Genomic DNA, 13,785 nt, shown 5'->3' with positions numbered 1-13,785 from the left:
GGAGATCGTGCATAATTTATTATCTAATAATATATTGAATTATTGTTTATATTTTTCATAATATTATTTCAAATAACATTAATTAAAACTGGTCAAAAAATTCAATAACCTATAAAATAATCAATTCATTTTTATTATAAATAATTATAAGGATTTTTGAACTATGCCAGTATTTTATATCGTCATTGGTGTTATTGTTTTACTCGCTTTAATTACTGTCTTAAAAGCAATTACGATTGTTCCCCAAGGTTACCAATATACCATTGAGCGTTTTGGTAAATATACTCATACTCTTGAGCCCGGTTTAAATATTATTATTCCATTTATGGATGGTGTTGGTCGTAAAATTAATATGATGGAACAAGTGCTTGATATTCCATCACAAGAAGTTATTTCAAAAGATAATGCCAATGTGCAAATTGATGCGGTATGTTTTATTCAAGTGCAAGAAGCTGCAAGAGCTGCGTACCAAGTTAATCAGCTTGAACGTGCTGTGATTAATTTAATGATGACTAATATCCGTACCGTACTTGGTAGCATGGAGTTGGACGAAATGTTATCACAACGTGATCATATAAACTCTAAATTGTTAAGTATTGTTGATGATGCAACTAGCCCATGGGGAATTAAAATTACTCGTATTGAAATTCGAGACGTTCGCCCACCAGCAGAATTAATTGCAGCAATGAACGCACAAATGAAAGCAGAACGTAATAAACGTGCTGAAATTCTTGAAGCGGAAGGTGTTCGTCAAGCAGCAATTTTACGTTCAGAAGGTGAAAAACAATCTGAAATCTTAAAAGCAGAAGGTGAAAGACAATCTGCCTTTTTACAAGCCGAAGCGCGTGAACGTGCAGCCGAAGCAGAAGCTAGAGCAACTCAAATGGTTTCTGAAGCAATTGCAGCGGGAAATATCAATGCGATTAACTATTTTGTTGCGCAAAAATATACTGAAGCGCTACAACAAATTGGCTCTGCGGACAACAGTAAAGTTATTATGATGCCACTTGATGCGTCAAGTTTAATGGGCAGCATTGGTGGTATTGCTGAATTGATAAAAAATACTAAATAAAATCGATTCTTATACTTAGATATTTTTATACTTAAACATAGTTTTCCGACAATTTTGATAGGTGTGGTCAATTCTATGTTTAAGTTTTTCCTGAATGGATTTTAAAGGTAATTGATAATGACTGATTTTTTTATGGTTATTTATAATTCTCCCCACTGGGTATTTATTGCTTTAGGTGGTTTATTACTGATTGCAGAATTACTTGGCACTGGTGGCTACGGGCTTTGGAGCGGAATTGCTGCTATTATTGTTGGTCTAATTGCTTGGGTTTTACCACTTTGTTGGCCTATTTTGTGGATTTTATTTTCAATCCTAACGCTTATATCTGCCTACATTTGGTGGCTTTGGCTTCGGAAAAAAGGGAAAGATAAATCTAGTAAAGGTGAAATCAACCAACCCCAACAAGATTTAATTGGAATTAAAACAGTTGTGACAGATGCTATCATTAATGGTTCTGGCCGTGTAAAAATCAAAGACGGTACATGGTCAGCAAGATGCGATCAAGATCTTAACGTTGGTCAACGTGTTGAAGTAATCTCTGTTGACGGTTTGATTTTAAATGTACTTCCCATAAACCATTAATAACATAAATTAATTCTATTTGATTGTCAGAATAAAAATACGCATTAACAATGCGTATTTTTTGTTATAAAAGCGAAAAATGAATAACGAAAAAATGTTTTTCATTTGGATAAATATCAGAAATCACCTTTTTCAACTCATTTAACGTCATATTCTCTTGTTTTGCATGTTCTTCCGTTAATTGTTCAAGAGTAACTGGTGTAACACTGATTATTTTTATAGTACAAAAATACTCATCAGTTTCAAAAGTGCCAACACGAAGCTTATCGCCAGCTTTAAAATGTGACTCTTTATTATCGCGAATAGTAATAACTTTTAAACCAGCTAAAATATCAGACTTAAAACGTTGATAAAAAGTAATATCATTTTGCATAGTAATTATCCTGCATAAGTAATCAGCCAATTTACTTATTGGCTGATTACTTATAATTATAAATTAACAAATAATAAGTATTAAGGTTCAATGCCTATGACTTTCCAATTATGATTAGACTCATCAGTAATTTTTCCTTTTTTCACTTCGATTATATATTTTATTGTCATATTACGTATAGTACCGTCTTCATCACCAAAAGCAGTACGAGAGTTCCAAATTGGTTCAACTCTGCGTCCTTCTAATGGTCCTCCTTTTTTAACCAGCATTTCATAGCGGTAAGCATTCATACCAAGTTTAATTTTCATATCATCAGTAACAGGTTTACCATTAAGTAAAGTTAAGTCTTTAATTCTTTGCCCAACAGGTTGTCTTAAATCAATGATATACTTTACACCACCAAACATATCATAAGTCATATATTTTGATGCGCCGCGAATAGGATCATATTGGTAATTATTATCCATTGGTTTTACTTGAGCAAAATAAGCCGCAGACCATTCCATATAATCCTTTAGATCTCTACCGGTAACTTCAAAAATACTCGTTTCGCCTGCTGTGTATTGATAATTATTGGCAATATCTTTACGTGCTATTTTCCCCCTATTTAGCATAGCTTTTTTATTATCAACTAATACCGATGTCACATCAGCACCGCTATAATAAAGTTGCACTGAGTTCAACAAATTAGTTAATCCTGACTCTTCTAAATAAATAGCGGGAATACCATGAATCAATTGTTGTGGAACTAAATCACTATCGGTTTCACCAATAACTTGATTAGAAATTTCTCTTAGCTGTTGATGATACGGCGCATATATTTCTTCAATTACGGGATCGGCAGGGTAGGTTTTAACCGGCAATGTTTCTGATTTTTTATGCTCTAGCGTTTTTCTATCTGCTTGAATATCAAAAGTTAGATCCACAACCGACACCACTGTGCCATAACGATGCGGTTCAGTAATTACAACATTATTAATTACTTCTTCACTAATATTTTGGTGATTATGCCCTGCAATAATTACATCGATATCCGGTACTTGTTTTGCTATATCGGCAACACCAGTACCGGGTTTATTATTTTCATTATCTAATCCCATGTGAGCAATTAGAACAATTGCATCAACAGATTGTTGTTTTAGCTGATCAACTTGCTTTTTAATTTCTGGAATAGGCATTGTAAATTCCATCTGATCAACATAACCTGTTTTATTTTCATATTCAGGTACAAATGGCGTAGTAGCACCAATAAACCCAATTTTAACGCCTTCTTTTTCAATAATCATTGAAGCTGGAAGGTAAGGCTTTCCTGAATTTTTGTAAAAAATATTGGCGGCTAGCGTTTTACCATTGAACTGCGAAATAATTTTATCAACAACTGGCATCCCAAAATTAAATTCATGATTACCTAAGACCATAATGTCATAGTTCATTGCATTTAGAGCAACCATGGCAGGGTGTTGTTTAACATTGTAAAAACGTTCGATTTGATTATCTTGAATAATATCTCCCGCATCAACCAAAATAACATTAGCATGAGCATTGCGATACTCTTTAATAAACGATGAAATTTGTGCATAAGAGCCCGAAGTATCAGTTTTATCTGTACCATAATTCCAAGGTACCATTCTACCGTGAACATCGGATGTAGCTAAAATGGATACATTAACTTCTTTAGCCAGAGCTTGAAATGAACAACTTAACACTAAAATGTTACATAATGACAATAATTTTTTAGTAATGGGCATCTTTACCTCCTATAAAAATGACACGAATTTTTTATTTTAATAAATAAAAGGAAGTAATAATGTGATTTTTTTCACATTTTTAATATTCATATTTTAGTTAAGTTACATTATCAAGATAACTGTGAGATATTTACTGTTAAAACAAAGTATCATTTATAAAAATGCCCAACAATATGAATATTGTTGGGCAAGCGATAATTTGATTAAAAGCTGATAAAGACAATAAGATGCTGAACTAACCCCAGCACCCTATTACATAAAACCTAGTGCGACATTGATGTTTTTACACCGCCCTCAGGAATTGGCACATAAGCGGTTTCTTTATCTGTTCTATGTTTATTATTACGCACTTTTAGTGCCGTTTTAATACCAAAGAAGATAATACCGTAAACAACCAATAAGAATAAGATACTTAAACCAGCATTGGTATAGTTATTAATAACAATGTGGTGCATATTATTGATTTGTTGAGCGGTTAAATCGCTCCCTTCTGCAATTCTACGATTATATTCATTCGCTAAATAGAAGAAGCCTTCTAATTGCGGATCTTGGCTAAATAACTTCAATGCTAATGCCCAGGTTGTACAAATTAACAACCATATAGCTGGAATGATAGTGACCCAAACATATTGAGCACGTTTCATTTTAATTAATACCACTGTTGCTAAAACTAACGCAACCGCCGCTAGCATTTGGTTAGAGATGCCAAATAATGGCCATAAGCTCTTAACACCACCTAATGGATCAACAACACCTTGATAGAGTAAATAGCCCCATAAACCAACGCAACCAAGTGTACCAATAAAGCCGGCAATGAGTGAATCTGTTTTTTTCAAAAATGGAACAAAATTACCCAATAAATCTTGTAGCATAAAGCGACCAGATCGAGTTCCTGCATCAAGGGCAGTTAAAATAAATAGCGCTTCAAATAAAATACCAAAGTGGTACCAAAAACCCATATTTGCGCCAGGTAGAATTTGATGGAATACATGTGCAATCCCTACGGCTAATGTAGGTGCACCGCCGGCACGATTGAGCACTGACGGTTCACCAATGTCTTTCGCAGTTTGGATAATTTGCTCTGGCGAAATAACAAATCCCCAAGAGCTAACGGTCGCCGCAGCATGCGCTGTCACATCTTGTAATTGAGACATAATCATCGGAGCATCAGCAGTACCAAGCTTATGCAGATCTGGCATAGTAATACCTAATGCCGCTGGCGGGGTATTCATTGCAAAATAAAGACCTGGTTCAATAATTGATGCAGCAACTAAAGCCATCATAGCAACAAATGATTCCATCAGCATTGCACCGTAACCAATAAAACGCGCATCGTTTTCATTGGCAAGTAATTTAGGTGTAGTACCTGACGAAATTAAGGCGTGGAAACCAGAAACCGCACCACAAGCGATGGTGATAAATAAGAATGGGAATAATGACCCTTTCCAAACTGGCCCTGTACCATCAACGTATTGTGTAACAGCAGGCATTTTTAAATCAGGATTTAAAATAACAATACCAATGGCTAAACCTACAATTACACCAATTTTTAGGAAAGTCGCTAAATAATCCCGTGGTGCTAAAATTAACCATACAGGTAACATTGCAGAAATTAATGCATAACCAACTAACACATAAGTAATTGTTGTTGCTTTAAAGGTTAAAGCAGGGCCCCAATATGCATCATGTGCAATAACGCCACCAAACCAGATGGATAAAACAAGTAATACAATACCAATAACTGATACTTCAGCTACTCTACCAGGTCGAATAAACCGCATGTAGATCCCCATAAATAGAGCTATTGGCACGGTTGAACAAACAGTAAAGACACCCCATGGACTTTCAGCCAAGGCTTTAACTACAATTAGTGCTAATACCGCTAAAATGATCAACATGATCAAGAAACAACCAAATAACGCAATAGTTCCCGGTATTGGCCCCATTTCTTCTTTAATCATTTCTCCTAAAGATGAACCGTTACGGCGAGAGGATAAAAACAGTACCATAAAATCTTGCACTGCACCGGCAAAAACCACACCAGCAAGCAGCCAAAGTGTACCCGGTAAATAACCAACTTGTGCTGCAAGTACTGGACCGACTAAAGGACCTGCACCAGCAATGGCAGCAAAATGGTGCCCAAAGAGTACATACTTATTTGTTGGGACATAATTTAAACCGTCATTATTAATGACAGCTGGCGTTGCACGAGTTGGATCTAATTGCATTACTTTTTTAGCAATATACAGACTATAGTATCGATATGCGACTAAATAAATCGAAACTGCCGCCGCAACAATCCAAAGTGCACTAATATGTTCACCTCGCCGTAATGCAACAACGCCTAAACAGCATGCACCAACTAAAGCAAGGATGAACCATGGAATATGCTTAAATACTTTATTATTCATAATGATTCTCTTTGTGATTTATAAGATTAATTAGTTTATTACTTAATACTATGTGCGTATTAAAAAAACGTCGCGATAACATAAAACGAGTATTTTTTATATAAACAAAGATAGTAAGTAACAGCTAAAGACCTTTTTGTGTTCAAGTGTATAGTAATTTTTTGCTCTTAAGAATGATAACCTTATTTGGGTTACAGGTTAGATTAAGAGTATGAGTGGTTAAAATTAGCAACTTAGCGGTAAAAGAAATAAAGCAAAAAGATATCGAGATTATTACAATCCCAACACCTCTTTAAGCGGTTTTAAATAACGACGGCTCACAGGCACCGAAACATCATTAATAAAAATAACATCAACACCGCCAGTTTGATTAAAACGAATTTCTTTAAGTTTTTTCAGATTAATCAGATATTGCCGATGACACCTAACAAGATCGGTTTTATCTTCGAGCGTTTTTAGTGTTAATTCAGTTAGGTACTCATTATTTTCTTGATTAAACACATAAATACCACTCATTTTAGAAGAGATATAAAACACATCATCAAAATTCAATAAATAAATTCGGTTATGCCCAACACATGGGACATATTTCAGCTTCTGATTAACGCCATCTAATTGATTAATATTCCCAGAAAAACAATGATTATGCAGACGATATAAGGTTTTATTTAACCGTTCTTGTTCAATAGGCTTAAGTAAATAATCAAAAGCTTGCTCTTCAAAAGCTTTAACCGCAAATTCACTGTAAGCCGTTAAAAAAACAATTCTTGGCATGGATTCAGGATCAAGCATTGATAACATTTCAATACCGTTTATTTTAGGCAATTGGATATCTAAAAATACGACATCAGGTTGAAGTCGATGAATATCTCGAATTGCCTCCATGGCATTATTACATTCCGCAACGATGCTAATTTCGGGATCGCTTTCAAGCAAGCAGCGTAAATTTTCACGAGCTGGTAATTCATCATCAACAATAATAACGTTTAACATTGAGTACTTACATCCTCTTGCAAAGGTAGTATCAGCATGACTTTGGTATATTCATCGGGTTTACATGCTATTTTTATACCATACTTTTCACCATAACGAATCTTAATTCTTTTATCAACTAAATTAAGCCCCAAACCTTTGGTGTCTTTCTTATTTTCACGATAATGGCCTGCGCTATCAATTACCTCTAAAACCAACGACTGTTCGAACTTATAAGCACTGATAGTTACGCTACCGTGACCAAGCAATTGGGATGTACCATGTTTAATGGCATTTTCAACGATCGGTTGTAACGAAAAAGCAGGTAGTTGTGCATATTCTAATTTTGGGGGAATATCGATTTTAATAGTCAACTGATCCATAAAACGCATTTTTTCAATTTGCAAATAGGCATTCACGTGCTCTATTTCATCTCTTAGTGTGACGATTTCTTCGGTTCGCTTTAAGTTTTTTCGGAAAAAGGTAGATAAATTTTGCACGAGTTGAGATGCCTGTGTTTTATCACGACGAATAACAGCCAGCAATGTATTTAAGGCATTAAATAAGAAGTGAGGATTAACTTGTGCATGCAATAGTTTTATTTCAGTTTTAGATAACAGTTGCCTATAGTGCTCATTTTGTCCTGCTAAAATCTGTGCAGATAATAAACTAGCAATTCCTTCCCCAAGAGTTCGATTGATTGAACTAAATAATGTGTTTTTTGCTTCATAAAGCTTGATCGTACCCACTACCGTATTGTTTTCTCCTCTTAGAGGAATAACGAGTGTCGATCCTAAACGGCAATTTTTATTTATTGAGCATTGATAAGGCTCATGAGCCCCATCAAGATATTGTACTTCATTCTTTTCGATGGCTTCTAAGGTACTATTAGATGTTATTAGTGTTCCTGGCAAATGATGATCATCACCAACACCTATGAAAGCCAATATCTTTTCCCTATCGGTAATTGCAACAGCACCAATATCAAGTTCTCGATAAATAATTTCAGCCACTTTAGTACTATTTTGCTGATTAAAACCATCACGCAATAAACCTTCTGTACTGACAGCGATTTTTAGTGCTTTTGCTGAAAAGGCCGAAGTATAACGCTCAAAAATCGCTCGTCTATCAAGCAAAATCCGCATAAACATCGCAGAACCAATGCTATTGGCAACAATCATGGGTGCGGCAATGCTCCTAACAGCATGCAAGACTACGTCAAAAGGTCGTGAGATAAGTAACACCAAAATCATTTCGAGTGATTCAACTAATAAACCTAATACACCAACTAACAAAGGATTATAGATTAAATCAACTCGTCCCTTTTTCATTAACACATAATGTAGTAATCCACTAATTAGCCCAATTAAAATGGTAGATAACATACAACTTTCAGCGGTAATGCCACCTAAAGTATAACGATGAATACCGCCAGTTATCCCAACTAGCAGCCCAACGACAGGGCCACCAAGTAACCCACCTAAAATGGCACCAATAGCTCGTGTGTTGGCAATGGTATCCTCAATATGCAAGCCAAAATAACTCCCCATAATACAAAATAACGAAAAGATGCAATAACAGACTAATTTATGAGGCAAATGTACTGTCACTTGCATAAGGGGAATAACGATCGGCGTTTTACTTAGTAGATAAGCAATAACTAAATAAACGCACATTTGTTGAAGAAGTTGTAGGACAAGATCAAATTCAAACATAATACTTATCACATAATAAAACCGTCGACCAATGCCGACGGAAAATTAAAAATTTATTTATCAAGCAAAGTGAAAGTTTTCTTATCTTGTGTTGTTGAATCGGAACCAATAAACACATTAAATTTGCCAGGCTCTGCAACATATTGCATTTTATCATTCCAGAATTTCAACATATCATATTTAATAACAAATTTTACTTCGCCTTTTTCATGCGGTTTTAAAGTAATATTTTCAAAACCAATCAACTCTTTAACAGGACGACTCACTGATGCGGTCACATCTTGCAAATAGAGCTGAACCGTCTGCATACCTTCTTTATTGCCGATATTTTCAACATTGACATTAACAACGATTTCGCTATTTTTATTCATTTCAGAACTAGATAAAGAAAAGTCCATCGCAAAATTGGTATAACTTAAACCAAAACCAAATGGGAATAATGGTTCATTAGGACTATCAAAATACGAAGTCGTATATTTTCCCATATTTTCAGTACCGCGTGGACGTCCCGTATTTAAATGGCTGTAATAAACGGGAATTTGCCCAACATTATCAGGAAAAGACATCGGCAACTTACCTGAAGGATTATAATCACCAAATAACACATCAGCAATAGCATTACCGCCTTCTGTTCCTAAAAACCAAGTTTCAAGCATAGCATCAGCTTGCGTATATTCTTCAGATAATGTTAATGGACGCCCATTCATTAAAACAATCACCAATGGTTTGCCGGTTTTTTTAAGCGCTTTAAGCAACTTTTTTTGGCTCGCTTGTAAAGAGAGATCTGTTCGACTTGATGATTCATGCGCCATACCTTCGGCTTCACCCACAAAAGCAACAACGACATCCGCTTTTTTAGCGATACCAACCGCTTCGGCAATCATTTGATCCGCTGGTCTATGATCAAATTTGGTGGTTTCTTCATATAAATTTAAAAAACGATATAAATTTGCATCATCAGAAAGATTAGCACCAAATGCATAACTAACTGATTTTGAATTATTAACCGCTCTTTTAATGCCTTCTAATGGCGTTACCGCCAAATTAGCACGACCTGCTCCCGACCAACTGCCTAAAATATCTCGTTTTGAATCAGATAATGGACCAATAACTGCAATTTTCTTATTTTTAGCTAAAGGTAGAATTTCATTGGCATTTTTTAATAACACAATACTACGACGTGCCACATCGCGGGCTTCTTCACGATGTAAACGATCGTCAGCAAACATGGTTTCGATATCTAATTTTGGATCTAAATTACGATAAGGATCACTAAACAATCCCATATCGTATTTAAGTTCAAGAACATGGCGACAGGCTTGATTAATTTCTTCTTCTGTAATAGCGCCCTCTTTAACCAATTCAGGAATAAATTGTAAAAAGTATTCATCATTCATACTAATATCAATGCCCGCTTTAATCGCAACACGCACAGCATCTTTCGGATCACTAGCTACGCCATGATTGATCAGTTCACGAATCGCGCCATGATCGCTCACCACAACACCATCAAAATGCCACTGATTACGTAATACTTCGGTTAACAGCCAATGATTCGCAGTTGCAGGAATACCATTAACACTCACGAGCGAAACCATCACCGAGCGACTACCCGCATCGATTGCCGCTTTATAAGGCACAAGATATTCTTGGAACATTTTACGTTCGCTCATGTCCGTGCTGTTATATTCACGTCCGCCTTCAACAGCACCATAAAGAGCAAAATGCTTAACGGTAGTAACTAATGATTTTTTATCAGAAAGAGATTGTTTTTGCATTTTTTCAACAAAAATACGTCCAGCCTCTGAAGAAAGATAAGGATCTTCACCAAATCCTTCTGACACACGCCCCCACCTTGGATCGCGCGTAATATCAACCATCGGTGCCCAAGTAATATTCAATCCATCCGAGGTTGCTTCGTCTGCCGAAACTTCAGCAGCTTTAGCTATCGCACTACGATCCCAAGTTGATGCAATACCTAAATTAATCGGAAACACGGTTCTATGGCCATGAATAACATCAAACCCAAAATAAACAGGAATCTTGTTAGGGGATTTTAAAGCACGTTCTTGCATTTGAGAAAGGTCAGGTTCAACTACAGTATTAAAAATACCACCAATTTCACCTGCTTCGATTTGATCAAGTGCTTTACTCAATGTTAGATCACCGCCAACACTGACTAAACGCAGTTGCCCCACTTTTTCTTGGAGTGTCATTTTTGATAATAGATTATCAATAAAAACTCTCTTTTCTGCCTTTGTTTCACTATCAGGTTCTTGCGCAAACAAATGCATAGAAAAAATAAGAAAAAATAGAGATAGAGCTAATTTTTTCATCATAATAAGTATTGTTCAAATTAAGAAAACAGACATGTGAATAGCATAGCGTATCCGTACAAAAAAATCTCGCTTTTTACACTACTTATATTTATATTTTAAAGCATTATAGCCTTTATTTTATAAACAACGATGCAAAAACAAAAAATAAACTTACATCTTCTTAAAATTATTTAAATTTCTTTACAAAATACAGGTAATTAGCTATTTAGAATAGGATAATATTGCCGACAAATATCGGCAATATCACTTGAAAAGAAAATCAATCTCTAAAATTAGTAAACTGGAATGGTTGACCAAATTCACCATTTTTGACTAAAGCCATAGTCGCTTGTAAATCATCGCGTGATTTACCTGTCACTCGAACTTGTTCACCTTGCACTTGAGCTTGTACTTTAATTTTACTGTCCTTAATAGCTTTCACGATTTTTTTAGCTAACTCTTTATCGATACCCTGCTTAAGTTTAACCGTAATACTATAGAACTTACCGCTGTGTTCCATTTCTTCAGGAATTTCAAGTGCACCACCATCAATACCTCGTTTAGCAAGTTTATCACGCAGAATATCGAGTAATTGTTGTACTTGGAAATCAGATTGGCTGGTTGCTTTGATCGTTTCATTCTTTTCATTTAACTCAAACGATGCTTCAACATTTTTAAAATCCCAACGGGTGGCTAGCTCTCGAGTTGCATTTTCAACGCCATTTTTAACTTCTGGCATTTGGATTTCTGAAACGATATCAAAAGAAGGCATAAATTCTCCTCTTCTTCTAATGGTTATAAACTTAGTGGTTATACACAAAAATTAACAAGTTAATAAATAAAATCATAACCGCCTAACAAGCTAGGCGGTTTTAAAACATAAACATAAAATTAATCAATCGTACGTAGTAATTCGTTAATGCCTACTTTACCTAAAGTCTTAGCATCTACTTTTTTCACAATAACTGCACAATAAAGGCTATATTTACCATCTTTCGTTGGCAAGTTTCCAGAAACAACCACAGAGCCTGCTGGTACACGGCCATAATGAACTTCGCCAGTTGCACGATCATAAATTTTAGTACTTTGGCCAATAAACACACCCATTGAAATGACGCTACCTTCTTCAACAATAACGCCTTCAACAATTTCACTACGTGCACCAATAAAGCAGTTATCTTCAATAATCGTTGGATTAGCTTGTAACGGCTCTAAAACACCTCCAATCCCCACGCCACCTGATAAATGAACATTTTTACCAATTTGCGCACAAGAACCAACAGTCACCCATGTATCAACCATTGTCCCTTCATCAACATAAGCGCCAATATTGACATAAGATGGCATTAACACAGTATTGCGAGCAACATAAGCCCCTTTACGCGCTATAGCAGAAGGAACAACGCGAAAACCTTCTTGTTGGAATCTTGCTTCATCATATTCAGCAAATTTTAATGGTACTTTGTCATAATAGTTAGTCGCGCCACCATTAATCAATTGGTTTTCGTTAATACGGAAAGAGAGCAAAACAGCTTTTTTCAACCATTGGTGAGTCACCCAATCGCCATTGATTTTTTCTGCGACACGCATTTTACCGCTGTCTAATAAAGCGATACATTGGTTGATTGCATCACGAGTTACAGTATCGACATTTGATGGTGTAATTTCAGCACGGCGTTCAAATGCTGCTTCAATAATAGTTTGTAATTGTTGCATCTCTAATTTCCTTTAACTTATAAATCCGTTGGCAAAGAATAAATGAGTAAACAGTATAATATAATATTCCTCGCTTTTTAAGTGGTTTAATCAAAACACCACAATCAATATTTAATCAATCAAAAACAATCGAAATCTTAGTAAAGTCATAAGAAAGTTACAAAAAATAGAAAAATAAAAACTTCAATAAAATCAATACCTTTCCTGACCACTTTTTGGATGCAATTTCATTGCTTTTTTACACAAAAACCACTCACAAAAAAAACACCTAAGGTTATGTTGTTTGTCTTATTCCGGCGTCAGAATGTGCCGACAATAGAGCGAGGTTAGCACGCCAAACAGGACGTTTGGCGAGTTTGTGGTGCGTCGGACAAATTTGTCTGGAACAAATTTGAACATCTGAGCACAGCGAAGATGGCCTCGTAGAGGCGAGTATCAGGATGATACGAGTAGTGCCGCAGGCCACATTCTGTAGCCAAAACGTGGGATTGCAAAGGGAATTCGCTTTAATTCCCTTTGCTCGGACGTGGTCACAGTAGCTATTTTATTCACCCAAGGTCAAAACGTCCGAAACCTTGCCGTACTATAAATAGACCACGAATTTAAACCGCCACAGCGTAATCATTAGAATTGCCAACCACGCTTTCAGCGTCGTCGGCGGCGAGGCGGGGAGCGGCGTGATTGTGACTTCGCCGCAACAGCGCAACCCTAAGGGAAAATGCTTCAACTTACACGAGGGCTTTATTCTTTGCTAGATTATTCTTTATCAGCACCATAATCGCCCCCGCGGCCTAAGGATTAAGAACTAAGATATAAAAACTAAGGTGTGGTGCAAACAGCCCAATAACTGTAGCTAGCAAGGAAGTAGCTGACGTGAC

10 protein-coding genes are annotated in these 13,785 nt (G+C 36.0%); 2 read left to right on the top strand and 8 right to left on the bottom strand.

The features are described from left to right. The first annotated feature begins 163 nt into the window (after positions 1-163). Both GQ598_RS07890 and GQ598_RS07885 read left to right on the top strand, forming a co-directional pair. On the top strand, positions 164-1,072 hold the full coding sequence (locus GQ598_RS07890; protein ID WP_091346000.1) for an SPFH domain-containing protein: 909 nt from the start codon (positions 164-166) through the stop codon (positions 1,070-1,072). Positions 1,073-1,189: 117 nt separating this feature from the next. After that, positions 1,190-1,654 carry an NfeD family protein gene (locus GQ598_RS07885; RefSeq protein ID WP_160403473.1) on the top strand — a complete coding sequence of 155 codons (465 nt, stop codon included), beginning with the start codon at positions 1,190-1,192 and terminating at the stop codon, positions 1,652-1,654. A 64-nt stretch (positions 1,655-1,718) separates the two neighbouring features. On the opposite strand, the gene yqfB is transcribed toward GQ598_RS07885, so the two are convergent. The 8 genes from yqfB to dapD all read right to left on the bottom strand — a co-directional run bounded on the left by yqfB (position 1,719) and on the right by dapD (position 12,907). After that, positions 1,719-2,027 carry a N(4)-acetylcytidine aminohydrolase gene (yqfB, locus tag GQ598_RS07880; RefSeq protein WP_160403471.1) on the bottom strand — a complete coding sequence of 103 codons (309 nt, stop codon included), beginning with the start codon at positions 2,025-2,027 and terminating at the stop codon, positions 1,719-1,721. A gap of 80 nt (positions 2,028-2,107) precedes the next feature. Further along, complete coding sequence (locus GQ598_RS07875) at positions 2,108-3,775, bottom strand: bifunctional UDP-sugar hydrolase/5'-nucleotidase (protein ID WP_160403469.1); 1,668 nt, start codon at positions 3,773-3,775, stop codon at positions 2,108-2,110. A 263-nt stretch (positions 3,776-4,038) separates the two neighbouring features. Next, positions 4,039-6,186: a carbon starvation CstA family protein gene (locus GQ598_RS07870; protein WP_202112718.1), complete on the bottom strand. Its 2,148-nt coding sequence runs from the start codon at positions 6,184-6,186 to the stop codon at positions 4,039-4,041. A 273-nt stretch (positions 6,187-6,459) separates the two neighbouring features. After that, a complete protein-coding gene (gene btsR / locus GQ598_RS07865) occupies positions 6,460-7,179 on the bottom strand; it encodes a two-component system response regulator BtsR (protein ID WP_091346005.1) in 720 nt (239 codons plus the stop codon). Further along, positions 7,173-8,873, bottom strand: coding sequence for a sensor histidine kinase (locus GQ598_RS07860; protein WP_160403467.1), 1,701 nt, complete (start codon positions 8,871-8,873; stop codon positions 7,173-7,175). The genes btsR and GQ598_RS07860 overlap by 7 nt, the downstream gene beginning before the upstream one ends. Positions 8,874-8,926: 53 nt before the next feature. Then, positions 8,927-11,212: a beta-glucosidase BglX gene (gene bglX, locus GQ598_RS07855; RefSeq protein WP_160403465.1), complete on the bottom strand. Its 2,286-nt coding sequence runs from the start codon at positions 11,210-11,212 to the stop codon at positions 8,927-8,929. Positions 11,213-11,471: 259 nt separating this feature from the next. Continuing rightward, the gene (locus GQ598_RS07850; protein WP_091346008.1) at positions 11,472-11,963 is read right to left on the bottom strand and encodes a YajQ family cyclic di-GMP-binding protein; all 492 of its coding nucleotides are present in this window, start codon (positions 11,961-11,963) and stop codon (positions 11,472-11,474) included. A gap of 119 nt (positions 11,964-12,082) precedes the next feature. Further along, positions 12,083-12,907, bottom strand: coding sequence for a 2,3,4,5-tetrahydropyridine-2,6-dicarboxylate N-succinyltransferase (gene dapD, locus GQ598_RS07845; RefSeq protein ID WP_091346009.1), 825 nt, complete (start codon positions 12,905-12,907; stop codon positions 12,083-12,085). Positions 12,908-13,785 lie beyond the last annotated feature (878 nt).

Source organism: Gilliamella sp. Pas-s95 (assembly GCF_009795795.1).
Taxonomy (GTDB): domain Bacteria; phylum Pseudomonadota; class Gammaproteobacteria; order Enterobacterales; family Orbaceae; genus Gilliamella; species Gilliamella bombicola.
This window is presented reverse-complemented; position numbering and strand designations above follow the sequence as displayed.

What these genes read in the sequence shown, in the direction of transcription:
- GQ598_RS07890 (WP_091346000.1), top strand. Translation starts at nt 164, where the DNA reads ATGCCAGTATTTTATATCGTCATTGGTGTTATTGTTTTACTCGCTTTA.
- GQ598_RS07885 (WP_160403473.1), top strand. Translation starts at nt 1,190, where the DNA reads ATGACTGATTTTTTTATGGTTATTTATAATTCTCCCCACTGGGTATTT.
- yqfB (WP_160403471.1), bottom strand. Translation starts at nt 2,027, where the DNA reads ATGCAAAATGATATTACTTTTTATCAACGTTTTAAGTCTGATATTTTA.
- GQ598_RS07875 (WP_160403469.1), bottom strand. Translation starts at nt 3,775, where the DNA reads ATGCCCATTACTAAAAAATTATTGTCATTATGTAACATTTTAGTGTTA.
- GQ598_RS07870 (WP_202112718.1), bottom strand. Translation starts at nt 6,186, where the DNA reads ATGAATAATAAAGTATTTAAGCATATTCCATGGTTCATCCTTGCTTTA.
- btsR (WP_091346005.1), bottom strand. Translation starts at nt 7,179, where the DNA reads ATGTTAAACGTTATTATTGTTGATGATGAATTACCAGCTCGTGAAAAT.
- GQ598_RS07860 (WP_160403467.1), bottom strand. Translation starts at nt 8,873, where the DNA reads ATGTTTGAATTTGATCTTGTCCTACAACTTCTTCAACAAATGTGCGTT.
- bglX (WP_160403465.1), bottom strand. Translation starts at nt 11,212, where the DNA reads ATGATGAAAAAATTAGCTCTATCTCTATTTTTTCTTATTTTTTCTATG.
- GQ598_RS07850 (WP_091346008.1), bottom strand. Translation starts at nt 11,963, where the DNA reads ATGCCTTCTTTTGATATCGTTTCAGAAATCCAAATGCCAGAAGTTAAA.
- dapD (WP_091346009.1), bottom strand. Translation starts at nt 12,907, where the DNA reads ATGCAACAATTACAAACTATTATTGAAGCAGCATTTGAACGCCGTGCT.